The 20,631-nt window shown below is 67.3% G+C and carries 16 protein-coding genes; 11 read left to right on the top strand and 5 right to left on the bottom strand.

Going from position 1 to position 20,631, the window contains the following annotated elements:
- Positions 1 to 123: 123 nt before the first annotated feature.
- From ETR14_RS01165 to ETR14_RS01185, 5 genes are all read left to right on the top strand, one after another.
- Entirely contained in the window at positions 124 to 555 is a 432-nt protein-coding gene (locus ETR14_RS01165) for a YciI family protein (protein ID WP_129382978.1), read from the top strand.
- 59 nt (positions 556 to 614) lie between these two features.
- On the top strand, positions 615 to 1,856 hold the full coding sequence (locus ETR14_RS01170; RefSeq protein ID WP_129382979.1) for an RNA polymerase sigma factor: 1,242 nt from the start codon (positions 615 to 617) through the stop codon (positions 1,854 to 1,856).
- 62 nt (positions 1,857 to 1,918) lie between these two features.
- Positions 1,919 to 2,806 (top strand): PhzF family phenazine biosynthesis protein, encoded by an 888-nt coding sequence (locus ETR14_RS01175; protein WP_129382980.1) that lies wholly within the window; start codon positions 1,919 to 1,921, stop codon positions 2,804 to 2,806.
- A 59-nt stretch (positions 2,807 to 2,865) separates the two neighbouring features.
- The gene (locus ETR14_RS01180) at positions 2,866 to 3,498 is read left to right on the top strand and encodes a TIGR02281 family clan AA aspartic protease (protein WP_129382981.1); all 633 of its coding nucleotides are present in this window, start codon (positions 2,866 to 2,868) and stop codon (positions 3,496 to 3,498) included.
- A 59-nt stretch (positions 3,499 to 3,557) separates the two neighbouring features.
- Entirely contained in the window at positions 3,558 to 5,057 is a 1,500-nt protein-coding gene (locus ETR14_RS01185; protein WP_243455708.1) for an amidohydrolase family protein, read from the top strand.
- A gap of 9 nt (positions 5,058 to 5,066) precedes the next feature.
- On the opposite strand, the gene ETR14_RS01190 is transcribed toward ETR14_RS01185, so the two are convergent.
- Entirely contained in the window at positions 5,067 to 5,873 is an 807-nt protein-coding gene (locus ETR14_RS01190) for a helix-turn-helix domain-containing protein (RefSeq protein WP_129382983.1), read from the bottom strand.
- A 131-nt stretch (positions 5,874 to 6,004) separates the two neighbouring features.
- Between ETR14_RS01190 and ETR14_RS01195 the strand changes: the two genes are divergently transcribed.
- Positions 6,005 to 6,793, top strand: a complete 789-nt coding sequence (locus ETR14_RS01195; RefSeq protein ID WP_129382984.1) for an isocitrate lyase/phosphoenolpyruvate mutase family protein — start codon at positions 6,005 to 6,007, stop codon at positions 6,791 to 6,793.
- Here the strand turns inward: ETR14_RS01195 and ETR14_RS29705 are convergent.
- Entirely contained in the window at positions 6,781 to 7,353 is a 573-nt protein-coding gene (locus tag ETR14_RS29705) for a GFA family protein (protein ID WP_371416734.1), read from the bottom strand. The genes ETR14_RS01195 and ETR14_RS29705 overlap by 13 nt on opposite strands.
- A gap of 182 nt (positions 7,354 to 7,535) precedes the next feature.
- Here ETR14_RS29705 and ETR14_RS01205 point away from each other — a divergent pair, with 182 nt between their 5' ends.
- The 5 genes from ETR14_RS01205 to ahpF all read left to right on the top strand — a co-directional run bounded on the left by ETR14_RS01205 (position 7,536) and on the right by ahpF (position 11,952).
- The gene (locus tag ETR14_RS01205) at positions 7,536 to 7,853 is read left to right on the top strand and encodes a putative quinol monooxygenase (protein WP_129382986.1); all 318 of its coding nucleotides are present in this window, start codon (positions 7,536 to 7,538) and stop codon (positions 7,851 to 7,853) included.
- An 81-nt stretch (positions 7,854 to 7,934) separates the two neighbouring features.
- Positions 7,935 to 8,921: an NAD(P)-dependent oxidoreductase gene (locus ETR14_RS01210; protein WP_129382987.1), complete on the top strand. Its 987-nt coding sequence runs from the start codon at positions 7,935 to 7,937 to the stop codon at positions 8,919 to 8,921.
- A gap of 64 nt (positions 8,922 to 8,985) precedes the next feature.
- Positions 8,986 to 9,468: a GFA family protein gene (locus tag ETR14_RS01215; protein WP_129382988.1), complete on the top strand. Its 483-nt coding sequence runs from the start codon at positions 8,986 to 8,988 to the stop codon at positions 9,466 to 9,468.
- A 257-nt stretch (positions 9,469 to 9,725) separates the two neighbouring features.
- Entirely contained in the window at positions 9,726 to 10,289 is a 564-nt protein-coding gene (ahpC, locus tag ETR14_RS01220) for an alkyl hydroperoxide reductase subunit C (RefSeq protein WP_129382989.1), read from the top strand.
- An 82-nt stretch (positions 10,290 to 10,371) separates the two neighbouring features.
- Entirely contained in the window at positions 10,372 to 11,952 is a 1,581-nt protein-coding gene (ahpF, locus tag ETR14_RS01225) for an alkyl hydroperoxide reductase subunit F (RefSeq protein WP_129391136.1), read from the top strand.
- Positions 11,953 to 12,047: 95 nt separating this feature from the next.
- Here ahpF and ETR14_RS01230 read toward each other — a convergent pair whose 3' ends face one another.
- From ETR14_RS01230 to ETR14_RS01240, 3 genes are all read right to left on the bottom strand, one after another.
- A complete protein-coding gene (locus tag ETR14_RS01230) occupies positions 12,048 to 12,251 on the bottom strand; it encodes a hypothetical protein (RefSeq protein ID WP_129382990.1) in 204 nt (67 codons plus the stop codon).
- A gap of 47 nt (positions 12,252 to 12,298) precedes the next feature.
- Complete coding sequence (gene pbpC, locus ETR14_RS01235) at positions 12,299 to 14,431, bottom strand: penicillin-binding protein 1C (RefSeq protein ID WP_243455710.1); 2,133 nt, start codon at positions 14,429 to 14,431, stop codon at positions 12,299 to 12,301.
- A gap of 134 nt (positions 14,432 to 14,565) precedes the next feature.
- Positions 14,566 to 20,361: an alpha-2-macroglobulin gene (locus tag ETR14_RS01240; RefSeq protein ID WP_129382991.1), complete on the bottom strand. Its 5,796-nt coding sequence runs from the start codon at positions 20,359 to 20,361 to the stop codon at positions 14,566 to 14,568.
- Positions 20,362 to 20,631: the final 270 nt, after the last annotated feature.

Here is a 20,631-nt window from a genome sequence, read left to right on the forward strand (position 1 = left end):
CGATCTCGTCTGGACAGCCGCGCGCGCGCCGGGAAAGGTGGAATTCTCAAAAAATTTCGGCGGCAATGTCGGGGCGCCGCATCGGGCAACGTCCTTAGGGCGCCAACATGAAGGAGAAAGCAGATGCGCGTGATGGTTCTGGTCAAGGCGACTCAATGGAGCGAAGCCGGCGAAATGCCGTCGGAGGAATTGCTGTCGGCGATGATGAGCTACAATGAGGAACTGGTGAAGGCAGGCGTGATGGTCGCCGGGGAAGGTCTGCACCCCTCCTCGCGCGCGGCACGCATTCATTTCGACGGCACTTCGCGCACGGTGATCGACGGCCCGTTCGCCGAAACCAAGGAACTGGTCGCCGGCTTCTGGATCTGGAACGTTGCGTCGCTCGACGAGGCGATCGAATGGGCGAAGAAATGCCCTAACCCGATGCCCGGCCCGTCCGATCTCGAGATCCGGCCGATCTTCGAAGCCGAGGATTTCGGCGCCGAGTTCACACCCGAGCTGCAGCAGCGGGAAGCCGCGCTGCGTCAGCAGGCGGAGGGTGCCGGCGGCGCCTGATCCGAATTGCCGCCCAGCGGTCCGGCCCGCGCCGGACCGCCTCCCTTCGAGACCCTGCCATGACGCTCGACCCACGTTCGCTCGACACGATCCTCTCGGGCGCACGTCCGCAGGCGATCGCCGCCTTGCTGCGCACCTTCCGGGATCTCGAGCAGGCCGAGGAGGCGTTTCAGAATGCCTGCTTGCGCGCGCTTCGGGCCTGGCCGGACAAGGGGCTGCCCCGCAATCCGCTCGCCTGGCTGATCCTCGTCGGGCGCAATAGCGGCATCGATGCGATCCGAGCCGCATCCCGTTACCAGGCACTGCCCGACGAGATCGCACCATCCGATGAGGATGCCGAGACGGAGATTGCGGAGCAACTCGATCGCGGACATTATCCCGACGACCTGCTGCGGCTGCTGTTCATCTGCTGCCATCCCGATCTCGCGCCGGCGCAGCAAATCGCGCTGGCGCTACGCGTCGTCTCCGGCATCAGCCTGCCCCGCATCGCCCGCGCGTTCCTGATCGGCGATGCCGCAATGGAACAGCGCATCACCCGCGCCAAACGCGTGGTCAGCCGCGCCGGCGTCGCGTTCGAGCCGCCCTCGCCGATCGCCCGTGCCGAACGGATCGGCAGCGTCGCGGCGATGCTCTATCTGCTGTTCAACGAGGGCTATACCGCGAGCGAGAATGTCTCGGCACGCGAACCCCTCTGCGACGAGGCGATCCGGCTAAGCCGCCTGCTGACGGCGATGTTTCCCAACGAACCGGAGCTTGGCGCCCTCACCGCCTTGATGCTGCTCCAGCATGGCCGTCGGGCCGCACGCTTCGACGCCGACGGCGCGCCCATTCTGCTCGAGCATCAGGACCGCAGCCGATGGGACCGGCCGATGATCGACGAAGGTCTCGTCCTGCTCGCCCAGGCCTTCCGAACGGCGCGGCCAGGCCGCTACCAGATCGAAGCCGCCATCGCCGCGCTGCACAGCCGGGCGCGGCGTTTCGAGGATACTGATTGGCCGCAGATCGCCGCCCTGTACGAGAAGCTGGAGCTTTTCGCCCCGTCGCCTGTCGTGCAGCTCAATCGCGCAGCGGCCCTGTCTATGGCGGAGGGACCGGCACCCGCGCTGGCGCTGGTCGAGCCCCTCGAACCTGCACTCACCGGCTATTTCTACTTTCATGGACTGAGGGGCCACCTCCTCCAGCGCCTCGGCCGCGACGCGGAGGCTCGGCAAGCCTTCGACCGTGCGATCGGCCTCGCCAACACCGCCGCCGAGGCGGCGCAGATCCGTCTCTATCTGGATGCACTGAGCAAGCCCTGTTGATCTCGTCCGTTGCACAGGCGTGACGATCTCCTATCTCCACTCCGTCGTCTCCGGAGTTGCTCATGCGCCGCTTTCCTTTCGTCACCGTCGACGTGTTCACCGCCACCCGCTTCGGCGGCAATCAGCTTGCGGTCTTTCCCGACGCGCGGGGCCTCAGCGATACGGAGATGCAGTCGCTGGCCGCAGAGATGAATTATAGCGAAACCACCTTCGTGCTGCCGCCGAGCGACCCGGGCAACAATGCCCGGGTGCGCATCTTTCACCGCACAGCGGAGATGCCCTTTGCAGGTCATCCCAATGTCGGCACCGGATACGTGCTGGCGACGCTCGCGGCCGATGTGAGCGACGTGCTCCGCTTCGAGGAACTGGCCGGGCTCGTCCAGGTCCGGATCGCGCGCGATGCCGCCGGCAAGCCGATCGGCGCCGAGATCGACGCGCCACAGCCACTGCAGATCGAGGAGAGCCTTCCGGTCGCCGGCATCGCCGCGTGTCTCGGCCTTTCGCCGGCACAGATCGTGACCGACCATCACGCGCCGGTCCGGGCGAGCGTCGGCGTCGATTTCGTGCTCGTCGAGATCGTCGAAGACGCGCTGGCGCGGGCTGCCCCGGATCTCACCGCCTTTCGGCGCCTCGCCGGGACCGATCTGACTGCCGCCGAGCGGCTGTCGATCCTGCTTTACCACCGTGACGGCAACCGCATCCGTGCGCGGATGTTCGCACCCCTCTCCGGCACCTGGGAGGATCCGGCGACCGGCAGCGCCAACGCGACCCTCGGCGCACTCCTCCTCTCGCTCAGCGATGACGATCAGGCGCAGTTCGAAATCAGCCAGGGTCTCGAGATGGGCCGCCCCAGCCTGTTGCACGTCACCGCCCGCCGCACGGACACCGGCATTCGCGCCAGTGTCGGCGGCAGCTGCGTGCCGGTGCTGAGCGGCGAGGCGCAGCTCTAACAGCGCAGGATCGAAAACGTCGCCTCTCGGTTGAGCGAACGGACGATTGCAAGGACATCATGCCGACCACGATCACCGCCGAATGGCAGCAGATTGCGCTCTACGCGGTCATCGCCGCCGTCGCGCTCATCCTGATCCAGAGGATTCCGGTGATCGGCCGGTTGATCCGCTTCGCCTTGTCCTTCGCCCTGCTTGCTTTCTGCCTGTTCCTGCTGATCCAGCAGGCGCCCTACCAGCCCTTCCTGTCCGGCATTGCCGACAAGATCGGGCTCGATCGTCAGGAGGTAGTCGGCCGCGAAGTTCGGCTGCGCATGTCGTCGGACGGGCATTTCTGGGCCAACGTCACCCTGAACGGGGTCAAGCGTCGGATGCTGGTGGACAGCGGTGCGACGGTCACCGCGATCTCGGAAGCCACCGCCGATGCCGCGGGGATCGATGAGGATGCCGGCCTGGTGCCGGTGATGATGCGCACCGCCAACGGCGTTGTCCCGGCGCGCACCGGCACGATCGACGAGCTGCGCCTCGGCAACGTCGTCGCCCGCGACCTGAAGGTGGTCGTGTCCCCCGGCCTTGGCAATCTCGACGTGATCGGCATGAACTTTCTATCGAAACTGGTCTCCTGGCGGGTCGAGGGCCGCACTCTGATCCTCGTCCCACACCATCCGCAGGCGCAATCCCCCGCCGACAAGTGACTTGCGCACGCCGGCTTTCTAAGGTGCCGTCGTTAGAAGCGCATATAAGAGGAATGCGGATGCGTAAGCTTGTCGCCCTGCTCGCTGGGGCTACCGCCCTGATCGCGGCTGCGCCGTCCGAGCGGGTCGATGTCGGCGCGCGCATCCTGCCGCCGCCGGTCGCGCCCGGCAAAGCGGTCACGCCGTTCATCAAAGTGTCCGGCACCACGATCGCGCTTACCCACGTCCGCATCATCGATGGCACGGGCGCCAAACCGCTGGAGAACCGCACCCTGATAATCGCGGACGGGCGCATCGCCCGCATCCAGGCGAGCGACGCGCGCCTTCCCGCCGGCGCCACCGTGATCGACATGACTGGACGCACGGTGCTGCCGGGCATCGTCGGCATGCACGACCACATGTACTATATCGCGCGGCCGGATCTTCACGACGACGGCCATGCCGACGTGCCGAGCCCGCTCGTCCCGCAGATGACGTTCAGCGCGCCGCGTCTCTATCTCGCCGCCGGTGTCACGACGATGCGCACCACCGGCAGTGTCGAGCCGTACACCGATCTCAACGTCAAGGCGCAAATCGATGCAGGGGCGCTGGCCGGGCCGCACATGGATGTCACCGGCCCCTATCTCGAAGGTCCGAACAGCCCGTTCATCCAGATGCACCAGCTCAAGGATGCCGAGGATGCACGACGGACGGTTGCGTTCTGGGCCGACCAGGGGGTGACCTCCTTCAAGGCCTATATGAACATCACCCGCGCGCAGCTGAAGGCCGCGATCGACGAGGCGCACCGGCGCGGGCTGAAGCTCACCGGGCACCTCTGCTCGGTCACCTATCCCGAAGCCGCGACGATGGGCATCGACGATCTCGAGCACGGCTTCTGGGTCAATACCCAGAACGATCCAGGCAAGGTGCCCGATCTCTGCCCGCCGACGGTCGGCGCTCCCACCCTGACGGGCATGGATGCCGACGGCCCGGAGGCGAAGGCGCTGATCAGGACGCTCGTCGACGCGAAGGTGGCGATCACTTCCACCCTGCCGGTGTTCGAGCCGAGTTCGCCCGCCTACCGGCCGCTCGGCACGGATGCGCTCGCCGCACTGAGCCCGCAGGCGCGCTCCGATTACCTCACTCTGCGGTCGCTTGCCGCCAAGGCACCGGCGGACCGTGCTGCGGCGCGGGCGAAGCTCTGGGCGAATGAATTAAAGCTCGAACGGGCCTTTGTCGCCGCGGGCGGATTGCTGGTCGCCGGCCCCGATCCGACGGGCGCCGGTAACGTCCTTCCCGGATATGGAGATCAGCGCGCGATCATGCTGCTGGTCGAGGCCGGCTTCACCCCGCTCGAGGCGATCAGGATCGGCACGCTCAACGGCGCCACCTATCTGGGCCTCGCAGACCGGATCGGATCGATCGAGCCGGGCAAGATCGCCGATCTCGTCGTGGTGCGCGGCGATCCGTCGCAGCGTATCGGCGACATCGAAGCGGTCGAGATCGTCTTCAAGGACGGGATCGGCTATGACAGCGAGAAGCTGCGCGCGTCGGTGAAGGGCCGCTACGGCCAATATTGACGCTGGCGATCAGGCCTGGGCACGGCACCAGGCGCGGGTCGCCTCGTCGGTCGGGTGCATCGCTTCCACCCGAATCTCCTCGATGGTGAGATCCCAGGCGGTGCCGAACTGGGTCATCGTGGAGAGGAATGATAACGGCCCTTCCGGACCTTTGAAGACGGTGCGCACCATCGGCAGCGGCGCGTTGGCGAAGTTGGTGCGGTGCCAGGCGGCAGGGATGTCCGGATAGGCGAGCAGCGCGTCGAGCAACGCGCGCCCCTCCAGATCATAAGGGGAGCGCTGGACCTCGTGGCGGAGGTGGCGGAGGAGATCGCCGGCGACCTCGTCCCAATTGACTATGAACGAACGCAGGTCGTCCGGATCGAAGATCTGATGGAGGATGTTGGCGTGGCGCGGGCCACCCGCAATAAGGCCTTCCATCAGCGCGGTCATGCCGCGATTGGCCATCATGACGGTCCAATGGCGATCGAAGACGAAGGCGGGGTAAGGCTCCTGCTGGCCGAGAGTCGCCTCGATCGCCTCACGGACGACGGCGAGTTCCGGTGCCTCGAGCGGGGTTTGCCGGTAGCGCGGTGCATAACCGGCCGCGAGATAGAGCGCGTTGCGGTCGCGCAGCGGCAGATCCAGTTCCTCGCCGATCCGCTCGACGACATCGCGGCTCGGCTGTGCCTTGCCGGTCTCGACATAGCTGAGATGGCGCGGCGATATCTCGCAACGCAGCGCAAGATCGAGCTGACTGACGCCATGGGCGGCACGCAGGTCGCGAAGCAGATCTCCGAGCGGAGTCGACGGAAGCAGGGACGGAAGACCGTTCATGCCCCTCGAGTTAGCAGCAGGCCTGCGCAGCCGCCATGACCTCGCAGGTAGTAGCTTCGATGTTGCAGCGGGTCGTAAGCCCTCCGCGCCGGCCATGACACGGCCCTCATTCACCTTCGGGGAGTTCGGGAATGACCATCGCGGAAAAGGTATCGAGCTTCGCGGCCGCCCACCAGCCAGGCACGCCTATGACGCTGGTCAACGTCTGGGACGCGGCCAGTGCCCGGGCCGTGGCCCAGGCGGGCGCTCCGGCGTTGGCGACGAGCAGCTGGGCGGTCGCGGCGGCCGCCGGCATCGACGACGGAGAGATCCTCCCGCTCCCGGCCTCGCTCGAAGTCGCTCGCGCGATCGTGGCCGCAGTCGACCTGCCGGTCAGCGTCGACTTTGAAGCGGGCTATGCCGAGGCCGCGGACGATGTCGCTGCCAACGCCCGCGCGCTGCTCGAGACCGGAGCGGTGGGCTGCAACTTCGAGGATCGTATCGTCACTGGCGACGGCCTCTACGCGATCCACCACCAGGCGGCCCGGATCCGGGCGGTCGTGGATGCAGCGGCGGCGCTCGACCGGCCGGTATTCGTGAACGCCCGCACGGACGTGTTCCTCTCGAGCGCTCCCGAGCAGCATGGCGGCCATGTCGATGAAGCGCTGGCGCGAGCCGAAGCCTATGCCGAAGCAGGCGCTGCGGGGCTGTTCGTGCCAGGCCTCACCAATCCAGCCCTGATCGAAAGGATCTGCCGCGCCAGTCCGCTGCCGGTCAACATCATGGTGCTCGACCTCGCTGCCGATCTTGCGCCGCTCGCCGCTCTGGGAGTCGCCCGGATCAGCTTCGGCCCGGCACCGTTCCTCGCGGCCATGCAGGCGTTGCGTGAGGCGGCGGGAGCGGTGATCGGCCGCCAAGGACATCGCGCTCACGGCATTTGAGGGCTGCTCCGGGTCGCGGCGAATTCTGCGAGAAGAGCCGGAAAGGCATCTTCCGGCGGAAATCCCTCGAAGCTGTGTGCCGCCGGCGTCGTTGCCCAGGCAAGCTTCTCCCGAGTCCAGGTCTCGATGAACGGCCGGTAATCCTGCGCATCGTCGAACAGGGTGGAGCGAACGTTGACGAATGCATCCATGCCCTCGGGACGCGTGAACATCCAGCTCATACACTCCGGGCAAAAGAAGTGGCGCGTGCCCTCGCGCAAGCCACCGAGAACCGGCGTCCCGAACGTGACCTCGAACGTCGCACTGGGATACAATGTGCTGAGCGAAAAGGCACTTGCGGTCATGCGTTGGCAGCCGGTGCAATGACAAGCCATCGTAACCAGTGGATCCGAATCCGCCCGAAAGCGCACGCCGCCGCAGCGGCAGCCCCCTTCTCGCCCCTCGCCCTGAGACCGCTCAGCCATGCAATCCTCCATCTCTCTTACGAACGCGATCCGCACCGGCGAACCTTCCGATGCGCGCCGCCCTTGCGCACCATCACACCGTGCGCGACCCCTCATAGACGATCACCTCGTCATTCGGGATGACTTCTCCTTGTTCGAGAGCGGGAGGCTGCCGGAATCGGGACGGCGAAACGATTACCTCGGGCGTAATCGCGGCCGCTCGGACCGGGCGCTATCGAACGCTCATCGCTGTCGACGCGGCGCCCGGCGCCGTTCAGGCCGCAATCAGGAGAATGATCATGAGCGTCACCTACCTCGTCGGCTTCAAGGTGAAGGCGGAACAGCATGACCGCTTCCGCCGCCTGCTGGACGCGGTTCTCGATGCGATGCGCGAGGAAGAGAGCTTCCGGAACGCGACCCTGCACCGGCACCCGGACGATCCGTTTTCCTATCTGCTTCACGAAAGCTGGGCCGATCACGAAGAGGTTCTCGAAGTGCAGTTGAAGCGGCCCTATCGTGCGGAGTGGCACGCCGCTCTCCCCGAACTGCTCGAGCAGCCGCGCGACATTTCGATGTGGGTTCCGATTCGGGCGGACGGACAAATCATGAACCCGTGAGCGTTTCGATGCTGACACGCAGTGGCAACAGGCTCTATGTATAGACCGGCTATGTTCGACGTTCAGGCTACTTCCGTTCCCATGCGGATCCTTCTCACCGGCGCGTCCGGATGGCTCGGTCGCCATCTGGCCCCGGTGCTGCGGGACGCGGGGCATGATGTGCTCGGGCTGGACGTTGCGCCCGGACCGGACACGGCGCTCGTCGGCAGCGTGTGCGACGAATGGCTCGTCCATCGCATCTTCGCGGAAAACGGCATCGATGCCGTGATCCACACGGCTGCGCTGCACAAGCCCGACGTCGGCCGCCGCCCGGCCCAGGCCTTCGTCGATGTCAACGTCACTGGAACCCTGAACCTGCTCGAAGCCGCCGTCGCTGCGGGCGCCGACCGCTTCGTGCTGACGTCGACCACGTCGCTGATGATCAATCGGGCGATCCGCGACGAGGAAGGCGCAGAAGCCGCCTGGCTCGACGAGACGTCCGGCCCGCTCGAGCCGCGCAACATCTACGGCGCCACCAAATTGGCCGCCGAGAATCTCTGCCGGCTTCATCATCTCGAACATGGTCTGAACTGCGTCATCCTGCGCACCAGCCGCTTCTTCCCCGAAGACGATGACAGCGAACGCGGAATCTCCGGCGACAACCTCAAGGCCAACGAGTTCCTCCATCGCCGCCTTACGCCGCAGGATGCCGCGCAGGCCCATCTGGTGGCGCTGGAGCGGGCACCGGAAATCGGCTTTGATACGTTTCTAGTTTCGGCGCCGACGCCCTTCTCGCGCTGCGACGCCGCGGTCCTGAAGCGCGACGCCGCCGGCGTGATCGCGCGCCTTTTTCCGGAGGCGCCGGCGCTCTATGCCGAACGCGGCTGGCAGCTCCCCGAGATGATCGGCCGAGTCTACGATGCCGGCAAGCTGGAACGCATTCTGGGTCTGCGCTGCGCCACTGATTTTGCCTCCATTCTCGCGGCGCTGAAGTCGGGGGAGGATCTGCCTTTCACCCATGATCCGGCTTATGCGGCACCGTCTCCTCCGCCACCGTCGTCGCCCGCGCTTCGCGGCGGCTGGGCGTGAGCCGCGGCGGACTGCCGGTGGCGATGGCTGGATATTGGCGCAGCGGCTGCTATGAGCCCGTTTCATGGACGAAACGAAACCTGCCCTGGAAGGCGGCTGCGGCTGCGGCGCGGTTCGTTACCGGCTGATCGACTGCCCGATCTTCGTCAACAATTGTCACTGCCGGCTTTGCCAAAGACAGACCGGCACCGGCTCGGCGGTGAACGCATTCATCGAAAGCGATCGGATCGACCTGCTCTCGGGCAACCTGACCGAGCATGCTCTGCGCACCGGGAGCGACGGGGTTCAGATCATCCTCCGCTGCGCCGAGTGCGGCACCCCGATGTGGAGCCATTATCCGCGGCTTGGGCCGATCGGCGCCGCGGTTCGCGTCGGCACGCTCGACGATCCCTCGGCCGTGCGTCCGGACGCTGCGATCTTCGTCGACGAGAGGCCGGCCTGGGCGCCGCTTCCAGAGGGTGTTCCAACCTTCCAGACCGGCTACAATCCGGCCGAATTGCTGCCGCCGTTGCGGCTGGCGCGGCTCAAGGCCTTGCTGCCGGCCTGAACCGGCTCCGCTGCTCAGCAGCAATATCCTGCTGCCCCGCAGCATCCCGCCGCGCCTTCAGCGCGGTCGGTCTCATTGGCACGCCCGTGGCGCCACGCTCGGCGCCACACTCCGCCTCTCTGCTGTGAGTGCTGAAATCGGTCACTCCGTTTAGCTACGATCGAGTTTTCCGATCAGCGACATCGGGACTCCCCATTTGTGCTTTGCGGAAAAATCGCCACATGGCGTGTGCACCACAACCCCAAGGAGGAACACGCATGGGCATTATCGGCAGCACGTTGAAGCCGTTCACGACGCAGGCTTACAAGGAAGGCAAGTTCGTCGAGGTCAGCGACCAGGACGTTCTCGGCAAGTGGGCCGTGTTCGTCTTCTACCCGGCCGACTTCACCTTCGTCTGCCCGACGGAGCTCGAGGATCTCGCCGACAATTATGCCGAATTCCAGCGCCTTGGCGTTGAAGTCTACAGCGTTTCGACCGACACGCACTTCTCGCACAAGGCGTGGCACGACACCTCGCCGGCGATCGGGAAGATCACCTACACCATGCTCGGCGACCCGAGCGGCGTGATCACCAACAATTTCGGCGTGATGCGCGAAGGCCAGGGCCTCGCCGATCGCGGCACCTTCCTGATCGATCCGGATGGCGTGATCCAGTTCATGGAAATCACCGCCGAAGGCATCGGCCGCAATGCGTCCGAGCTGCTCCGCAAGGTCAAGGCCGCACAATATGTGCGCTCGCACCCGGGCGAAGTCTGCCCGGCCAAGTGGGAAGAAGGCGAAGAGACCCTCGCGCCTTCTCTCGACCTCGTCGGCAAGATCTAAGCCTTCGCGGCTTGAGCTTCGGGGGCGGCCTGTTGCCGCCCCCGAACACAGCGTCAGTAACCTAATATCGGAGCACATCACCATGCTGGACGCCAATCTCAGGCAGCAGCTTCAGGGCTACATGGCCAATATCCGGCAGCCGATCGAGCTGGTCATGTCGATCGACGGCAGCCCGAAATCGGTCGAGCTCAACGGCTTGCTCGAAGAGATCGCGTCGCTCTCGGACAAGGTCAGCCTGGTCCGGGCCGATGACGACGAGCGCAAGCCCAGCTTCCTGATCCGGCGCCAGGGCACCGACATCGGGGTTCGCTTCGCCGGCATCCCGATGGGGCATGAATTCACATCGCTCGTTCTCGCCCTGCTGCAGGTCGGCGGTCACCCGTCCAAGGCCGCGCAGGAGCTGATCGAGCAAATCCGCGATCTCGACGGCGATTACGCGTTCGAGACCTATTTCTCTCTTTCCTGCCAGAACTGCCCCGACGTCGTGCAGGCATTGAACCTGATGGCGGTGCTCAATCCGCGGATCAGCCACATCGCGATCGACGGCGCCTTGTTCCAGGACGAAGTCAATGCCCGTAAGGTGATGGCGGTCCCGACGGTGTTCCTGAACGGCGAGACGTTCGGCCAGGGCCGGATGGAGCTCGAGCAGATCGTCGCCAAGATCGACACCGCCGCGGAAGCGCGGACGGCCGAGAAGATCGCGGCCAAGGATCCGTTCGACGTGCTCGTCATCGGCGGCGGCCCGGCCGGCGCGGCCTCGGCCATCTACGCCGCGCGTAAGGGCATCCGCACCGGCATCGCCGCCGAACGCTTTGGCGGCCAGGTGCTCGACACGATGGCGATCGAGAATTTCATCTCGGTGTCGCACACCGAGGGTCCGCGGCTCGCCGCCCAGCTCGAGCAGCACGTCAAGGATTACGACGTCGACATCATGAACCTGCAGAAGGCCGAGAAGCTGATCCCCGCGCGCAGCGAAGGCGGCCTGCACGAGGTCAAGCTCGCCGGCGGCGCATCGCTCAAGGCGCGGACCGTGATTCTCTCCACCGGCGCCCGCTGGCGGCAGATGAACGTCCCGGGCGAGGACGCGTATCGCAACAAGGGCGTGACCTATTGCCCGCATTGCGACGGCCCACTGTTCAAGGGCAAGCGCGTGGCGGTGATCGGCGGCGGCAACAGCGGGGTCGAGGCGGCGATCGACCTTGCCGGAATCGTCGCGCACGTCACCCTGATCGAGTTCGACTCCGATCTTCGTGCCGACGCGGTGCTGCAGCGCAAGCTAGCCAGCCTGCCCAACGTCAAGGTGCTCACATCGGCCCTGACCACCGAAGTGGTCGGCGACGGCGAGAAATTGACGGGGCTGGTCTACAAGGATCGCAATCACGGCAGCATCCACGAAATCGCCCTGGAGGGCATTTTCGTCCAGATCGGGCTTGTTCCGAACACCGAGTGGCTGCGCGATACGATCGCGCTGAGCAATCGCGGCGAAATCGAAGTCGATCATCGCGGCGAGACTTCGCAGCGCGGCATCTTCGCGGCGGGCGACTGCACCACCGTGCCCTACAAGCAGATCGTCATCGCGATGGGCGAAGGTTCGAAGGCCGCTCTCTCCGCCTTCGATTACCTCATTCGCCTGCCCGCGGCCCAGGACAGCCTCGCCGCCTGACGGCAGCATGTCCTGACGAGCCGCGAACCGGCCGCCGGCGTGGATGCCCCCCCACGCCGGCGGCTTTGTTTTGGAGCGCCTTGCCCCGCGCGATCTCAGTCGGCGGGGCGCGCCGATGCCGGCGAGATCGGATCGGACGCAGGAAAGGTCTCCTCCACCGCCTCGTCGAGCAGTTTGTCTTGCCGGCGTTCGATGTCCTCGCCGGGTTTGCGCTCACCGGGCGCCGCGGCTGCGGCATCGTCGGCATGCGCCGCGCTGCTGCCGGTCTCGAAGGGGCCGCGATCCGTCTCGTTCATCATCGATTCCTCCTGACTCGGAAAGCGCCGGCCGCTGGCCGAGGTTCCGCTCAACGCACCGTGAACACGCTGCGATCGAGCACCTTGCCGGCGGCATCGACCAGTGCCAGCCGGTGATAGCCGGGAGCGGGCAAGATCATCGGCGCATCGGTCGCAGCGCCGATATCGCGATTGTCGAGGGTCAGCCGCTCGCCGCCGGTCGTTCCTGACGCGAGGAAGCGGATGCGTTGGCGTGGCAGCGGGATGTCGGGATCGAGCGCGTAGACGGCGCCGGCGGCCGGATTGGTGATCCGCGGCCGCCGCGCGGCGGTGGGCGCTGCACCGAAGCGCGCCTGAGCGGTGCCGGGCAGGAAATATTCCGGTCGTGCCGCCTCGGTCGCCTCGGCATAGGTGATGTCCCGGCGCTCGATGCCGGCGGGGCGAGGCAGCGGACGACCCGGTTGGCCGCGATGCAGCGCCAGCATGACGTCGCGCCAGACCGGAGCTGCGCCGCTCGTACCCGACACGCGAGTCATCGAATCTCCCTCCGAATTGCCGATCCACACGGCCACGGTGAAGCGGTCGGAGAAGCCGACGCACCAATTGTCGCGCATCGCCTTCGACGTCCCGGTCTTCGCCGCGGCCCAGAATGGGAGACGCAGGGCGGAATCGAGGCCGAAAGTGACCGCTCGGGCATCGGCGTCGGCGAGCATGTCGGCGACGATCCAGGCGGCGAGCGGGTCGGCGATCGATCTGGCGGCGCCTCCGGGCTCATCGCCCCTCAGCCGCAGAGGCTGGTAGCGGCCGCCATCGGCGAGCGCGCGATAGGCGGCTGCCTGCTGGAGCAGGGTCACTTCCGCGGAACCGAGCGCCAGGCTGTAGCCATAATATTCGCCGTCCTGGGTAAGGCCGCGATAGCCGATGTCCCACAAACGATCGCGGAACTCCTCCACCCCGGTGAGCAGCAAGGTGCGGACCGCGGGAACGTTGAGGGAGGCGGCAAGGGCAGTGCGAACGCTGACGGCCCCCTTGAAGTTGCGGTCGTAATCGCGCGGAACGTAGAGGCCGGAGGCAGTGTCGAGCTGGACAGGGCTATCGTCGAGGATCGAGGCGGCGGTAAGGAAGCCGCGCTCGATCGCCTGACCGTAGAGGAACGGCTTCAAGGTCGAACCGGCCTGGCGGAGCGCATCGGCATTGTCGACCGCAGGCGCGGTCGAGCCCGCTCCGATCCCGCCGACATAGGCCAGCACCTCGGCGGTGGCATTGTCGACGACGATCACGGCGCCGTCGCGTGCGCGTTCGCTGCCGAGGCCGATCAGCTGGCGCCGCAGCGCGCCTGCCGCCAGAGCCTGGACCTGCGGATCGATCGTCGTGGCGATCGTCTGCCCCGGCGTCTTGAGCAAACGATAGGCAAGATGCGGCGCGAGGCCGGGATCGTCGGCGAGACGCCGGCTAGGCCCGGTCATCGCTTCGGCGCGCGCGATCATCGCGCTGCAGTCGGCGAAGCCGCCGGCCCGGCAGGCGCGGCGGCCGACCGTCGCCGAGCTCGCCTGCGGCGCCGGCAGCAGTGCGGCGAGCAGCAAAGCATCCTCGCGCCCCAGCGAGTCCGGAGCGCGGCCGAGCAGGGCTCGGGCCGCGGCGCCGATGCCCTGGGTCTCGCCACGGAAGCTGGCGAGGTTGAGATAGGCCTCGAGGATCTGGTCCTTGCTCCAGGCCGTCTCGAGCGCCCGCGCGGCGCGCGCCTGGCGCAGCTTGCCTCGCAGCGAGCGCGCGCCCGGGCCGCCGAGCTCGGGCGCAAGGAAGCCGGCGACCTGCATGGAGATGGTGCTGGCGCCGCGTGCCGAGCGGCCGTGCAGCGCTGCCCAGGCCGAGCCGCCGAACGCGCTCCAGTCGACCCCGCCATGGCGAGGAAAATCATGATCCTCGGAGGCGATCACGGCCTCCCGCAGCGGCGTCGCGATCCGATCGATCGGCACCCACGCCAGCCGCCGCACCGCGAAATCGATCCGCACCGTCTGCAGCAGCCGCCCGTCGCGCCCACGCAGCCACGCCTCGCTCGCCCGCCAATCTCCCTTCACCTTGGCATAAGCCGGCAGCTCCGGCGGCCGTGTCCACGCCTCGAGGCCGCCGGCCGCGAGCAGGGCGACAGCCGCGCAGGCGAACGGACGGCGGCGGAGCCAGCTTCCGATCCTCCCTGTGGGCAACGCCCATGGGGAGGGGGACCGCCGCAGGCGGTGGAGGGGCCAGCGGCGCTGCGAGGCCCCTCCACCACCCTTCGGGCGGTCCCCCTCCCCATCGCCTTCGGCGACAGGGAGGATGGAGGGAGGTTGTTCGTGCCTCACGGCGCCACCACCAGGGTGCGGTTCGGCAGGGCGGCATGGATCTCCGGCGAGTACATCGCTTCGACCCGGGTCGGCGGCAGCTGGAAGCGGCCGCTATTGTTGACACGCAGGACATATTCGACGCTGGTCCGGCCCTTCGGCAGCCAGCCGTAATATGCGCGCCAGGCCTCGTTGCTGCGCTCGATGTAGCTCGGCCACCAGCCTTCGCCGCCGCGGCCCTGCGCGGCGAGCAGCGAGGATTGGCCGCCGCTGCCGCTGATCACCGAAGCGCCCGACGGGATCGGGTCCTCTACCACCACCCAGGTGCGATCGACCGGGGCGTCGACTTCGATGCGGACCTTGAGCACGTCGCCGGCACTCAGCCTGTCCATCTGCTTGCGCTCGAGGAAGCTCACCGTGCGCGCGATCCGATAGCCCTCGAAAGCCGGCGCGGTCAGCGGCACCGCCGCCTTGATCGTGATCGTCGCCCAGGGATTGGGCGCGGCGCTGTGCGACAGCAGCAGCGGCGAGGGCCGAGCGGGCAGAGCGAACAGCATCGGCTCGGGCCGTGCGGGCGCTTTCCCCGGCAGGCTCGGCAGCCAGGCACGGGTGAAGGTCTGCGTCAACAGGCGGCCGGTCGTAGTGCCGGCGGCGGCGCGCGGATAGGCCGCGTCGAAGCGCCGTGCCGCCACGCTCCCCCAGGCGTTGGCGGGCGTCGTATCCCAATGTCCGCGCTGCTGGCGAAGTGCGACGCCGATCATCATCCGCGGCGCATCGGCCTCCCAGCCCCGGCGACCGATCGCCGCGAGCAACGCCTTCATCGCCATTTCGTCGTCGCTGACCATCATCCACCAGGGCGACCGCGCCTTGTCGACGATGTCGAGCCGGGTGCCCTCGTAGACGATGCGGCCGCGGAGCGCCGCCTCGGCGGCGGCACGGCGCTGCGGCGGCGCGCCCTTCACATGATCGAGCGTGATCAGCCAGTCGGCGAGCATGGCCGTCGGCATGTCCGCCACCGGTATCGCCACCTGGCCGATCATCTCCGCCGTCGCCTGACCGTTGCGGGCGAGCGCGGCGAGCGCCTGCATTCGCAGCAGCCGCATGTCGGAGGGCCCCTCATTGTCGTCGGTCAGGCGGCCGTTGACCACCGCCTTCATCGCCTCGAGCAGCCGCTCGCGCCGCTCGTCCGGCCATGGATAGCCGGCGTCGGCGGTGATCGACAGGGCATAAGCGGTGAGCGCGATCGAGCCGGACAGCTGCTGGCTCGGCCAGTAGCGGAGCAAGCCGTCCTGGGTCATGTAGCCTGGAAGCTCATCCATCTGCCGCGCCCACGCCGCCTTGTCGTCGAGCGCAACCGCCTTCGACAGGCGCTGCTCGAAGCAGGTGAACGGATAGGCGCTCATATAGGCGCGCACTCCGGAGAGAGATGGGGTCGGAGAATCGCTCAGCGCAACCTCGACGCCGCCCCGCCCGGGCAAGGCGCCCGCCGGCGGCATCAGGCTGAACGGAGCGCCGCCGACCCGCATATAGGTGGCGGCCCAGGTTTCCACCGGAACGGCGGGGATGACCTGCTCATCGACCTGAATCCGGTCCGCGGACCGTCCATCGGCCGAGCGCGCCGACACCGTCCAGCGCAGGGTCTCGACATTGTCGGGCGCGGTCAGCCGCCAGGTGACCGGCGCGGCGCCGCCGGCCGGAATGATCACCGTCTGGGGCCCGCCGACCGAGATCTTGCCGTCGACTGCGGCACTGGCGGTGACCTCCATTGCCCTGTCGCTGCCGTTGCGCAGGGTGAACGTGGCGCCATATTCGTCGCCCGAGCGGACCAGCGGCGGCAATCCGGAGTAGAGGGTAAGATCCTGGACGGTACGGATCTGGGTCGATCCGGTGCCGAACAGATCGCCGCCCGAGGTGGCGATCGCGACCAGCCGGTAAGCGGACAGCGAATCCGCGAGCGGTACATCGACCGCGGCCCGGCCTTTCTCGTCCAGCCTGACCCGTCCCTTCCAGAGCAGAACCGGCTTGAACTCGGTGCGGGTGAAATCCGTCAGATCGCCGCCGCCGCCGCCGCCGCCGCCGGCGGCCACCGCCTTGCGACCGTAATGCCGCTTGCCGACCACCTGCATCTGCGCGGTCGAGGTCAGCACCGACAACGGCCGTTCTCCCATCATCGCATCGAGCAGCTTCCAGCTGTCGTTGGGAGAGAGCACCATCAGAGCTTCGTCGACTGCGGCGAACGCGATCTCGGCGTCGGCCGGCGGCTTGCCGCCGGGGCCCCGCACCTGCACCATCGCATGGGCGGTGTCGCGCACATGGTAGCGCTCCTTGTCGGCACGCACCGCGACATCGAGCCGATGCCCCTCCCAGCCGACCTTGAGCCTGGTCATGCCGATCCGGTAACTCGGCTTGGCAAGGTCGACCAGGGCGGTCGGGTTGGCGACCTGCTTCAGGAACGGGATGTTCCACTCTTGGGCGAGCTCGGCGAGCCAGACCTTCCAGCTCGACACACGGCCGCGCACCGCCATGACCGAGACGTAGACGTCGGGCGCATAGGATCCCGCGAGCGGTACCGAGATGGTCGGATCCTTGCCCGAAATCTCGGTCACGAACGAGGACAGCACCCCTTCCCGCTCGACCGTGACCAATGCCGTGGCCTTGCGGAACGGCATCCGCACCTGGATCCGAGCGGTGTCGTTGCTGCGATAGCTCTTGGCGTCGGCGATGATGTCCATGCGATCGCCATTGTCGCCGCCGAACCACCAATCGTCCTCGCCGGCGAGATACAGGGAGGTGACCGCCCGGGCTTCGTTGCCGAGAGTGTCCGTGGTCGTGGCAACCGCAATCACCTCGCCCGAGACTCCGGGATCGAGGCGACAGCGGATCAGCCCGTGATCGTCGCTGACGCCGGAGCAATCCGCCGCGATCCGCTTGGTCTCGACGACATTGTCATAGGCGTAGAAGCCGCCGATCAACCGCCGCCGTGCCGACAGGATCTCGCGCGTGTACAGCGCGATCGCAACCTTCTGGCCGCGGATCGGCCGCCCGTCGATGGTGAGGGCGGCAACCTTCAGCCGCATGTCGCCGGCGCGCTGCACCCAGCCGTCGGATTCAATGCCGAGCCGTACGGCCGAGGCGTAGACCGGCACTCGCGTGGAGGCGGTCAGGGTTTCGCCATTGGCGTCCTGATAGTCCATCTCGACGGTAAGCTGCGCATCGTCGTCGAGAACCGGCATCTCGAGCGGCGTGCGCAGCGCGCCGGCATTGTCGAGGGCGAGCGGCAAGGTTGCCGCGTCCGGCAGGCGGGACTCGCCGCCGTCGCTGCCATCCTCGTCGAGCGGAACCGTGCCTTCGACGATGCGGCGGCCGCCGAACGTCCAGCCTTCCCAGCCGTCCGGCGCATCGCCGAACGTCGACCAGGCGGTGCGCAGCTTCACTGCGGCCCCGCGCGCACCGCCGCCGGAGAGATAACCGACATAGAGATCGAGCGGCAGCTGCCTGGGCCGGACCGATGCCGTCTTGGGGCCGCTGACGCTGGCCCGCATCGTCGGCAGCCGATAATCTTCGACCCGGATCGACTGCCCCGTGTAGATCGTCTCGCGGCTGTCGTCGGCATCTTCGTCGTCGCCGGCCGAAGACGGTGGCGGCCCGACCCGCACCCGGATCTGATAGTCGCCGGACGGCGCGCCTGCAGGCGGGCTCCATTCGCTCTCGCCGATCCCACCCTCGTCCAGCGCAAGCGGCAGCGAATAGGTTGTGTCCGAGCCCGAATGGCTGAGCTCGAGCGTCCCGGAAAGGCTGCCGCCCGAGCGGAACCCGCCTGCGGTCGGCATTCGGTAGACGTGCTTCATGTGCACCATCTCACCCGCCCGCAGGAGGGTGCGATCGAGGATGGTGTGGAGAATCGGCTCCGGCTCCGACCAGCCGTAAGGCAGCTCGAAATCGCCCGGCGAGATGCCATCGCTCCACTGCGTCATGGTGAAGGAGAAATCGCCCCCCTTGCGGGCCGAGATCATCAGCGGCGGCGAGCTGTCGCCGAGATGTTCGCAGCCGGAGCGACTGGTCGGCGACGGCAGGCCGGAGGCGATGGCGAGCCGGCCCTTCTTGTCGGTGGTGCCGGCGGCGAGTTGCTCGCCGCTGCAGCTGTCGGTGACCCGGATCGCGGCACCGGCGACCGGCTTGCCTTCGCTGAGCGACGTCACCCAGGCGAGCGACCCCGCGCGCCCCCATTTAAAATGGACGGTCATGTCGGTGACCAGAGCCGCGGCGCTGACGTAGCGGGTGGCTGGGCGGCCGAGCAGGACCCGGCCGAGCTCCGGGCTGGCGAGCTCGACGACATAGAAACCGGGCTTGCCGAGCGGCACCCCGATCACCTCGAACTCCTTGCCCTTTCCGGGCAGCGGAACGCTCATCGCGCTTGCGCCGGCGGCCTCGTTCAGCAGCGAGGTGGTGCCGGTGTAATTGACCTCCTTCGGCTTGTCCTCCGTGCCTTCGTCGCGAATGTCGTCTTCCTGCGCCTTGGCAATTTTGCGCAGCCAGTCGGCAATCACCCGATCGTCGGCGTCGATGCGCGCGCTCGCCCCCGCGATGCCGACCATCTTGGGCTGCAGATCGGGCTCGACGCCGCGCACCGTCACCGGCAGCACGCCGCCTTCCCGTGCTTCGAGGATGCCGAACGGTGCCGCAAACTTGACGAGCGGCGGCGTCGCCGAAATCTCGAACGAAAGCGGGAAGCGGCGGCCGTTGGCGAGCGCCCGGCCGCTCTCGTCGCGAAGATCTTCGGGAACGAGCAGCCGCGCCGTGATCGCAGGGGTCAAAAGCGGCTTGAACGAGACTTCGGACAAGGTCGCCTCCCGTCCCTTGTCGATCGGCGCCTGCAGCTTGCCGCCGCCGAGATCCAGGCGCAGCGAAAGCGCCTTGGCACGCGGCACTTCGGCGCTGAAGCGGACATTGACGGGCTCCAGCGGATTGCAGCCGGCATTGGCGTTGACCCGCGAGCAGCTCAACCGCGCGGTGAAGGCGGTGCGAACCTCGTAATCATGGCGCGTCTCCTTGCCGGCAATGCGCCCGCTTGGGCTGCGCACGTTCTTGCCCCAGACGAGCGCCATGTCGCGGCCGGGCGGCAGCGGACGCCGGCATTTCAGCGCGACGACATTGGCGAGCGCGGCGTCGCGCTCCTTCGCCGATGCGGGCAGCGGGCTCGGCAGACCGGCATCTTCGAGGAAGCTCTCGGCGGACCAGCGCGAGCCCATTTCGGAGAGCAGCCGACCGGGCGTGTCGGACGGAAGCAGATCGACGGGTATCCGCTCGCCGATCCCGTCGACCGTGCAATAGACGTTCGGGGCGATCGAGGTGCGATCAACAGGGCCGTTGACGGCAACGATGAAGGCTTGGTCCTCCTCGATGCCGTCTCCGGAAGAGCCGGTCAGGACAGCCTTGGGCGTCGGCCCGCCGCTGTCGATCTCGAAGCGCTGGGTGCCGCCGACGACGCTTCCATCGAGCGTGGTGAGGCCGTCGCGCAACTCGGCCGTGCAGATCGTGTCGCCGGGCAGTGCCGTATCGAAGTCCCACACATAGGTCGTGGGATCCACCCACCGCCCCTTACCGTCGACCTTGCAGGCCATGCGGATCGGCGGGCGCCCGGACAGACCCTGGCCCAAAGGCACCATCGCCTCGGAGAAGCGCATGGTGAAGCGGGTGATCGCGCTGCCGTTGGTTCCCGGTTCGGCGAAGACCACGGACGGGGGCGTGTCGGCCGAAGCGACGATCGGCACCAGTGCCAGCACGAACCCGAATCGGAGCAGCCAGCTGCGCATTCACGATCTCCTGAAGAGGCCCGACCATGCATGAGACGCAGTGACAGGTCCAGCGGTGAACCGTTATTTTTCCGCGATGAAGCGATTTACGGATTCCGGCGGAAATGTGCGGTCCGGGCGCCGCCGAGTGCCCTATCGAAGCGGAGGAGAGCGCCATCAAGTTGGTCCATAACGGCGGTGATGCCCAAAGCAATGACACCGCCACGGCGGCCCAGACGAGCCACGCCCCTCATCTGCACGCCGAAATGACAAGCGAATACAATATGGTGC

This window comes from Sphingosinicella sp. BN140058 (assembly GCF_004135585.1).
Taxonomy (GTDB): domain Bacteria; phylum Pseudomonadota; class Alphaproteobacteria; order Sphingomonadales; family Sphingomonadaceae; genus Allosphingosinicella.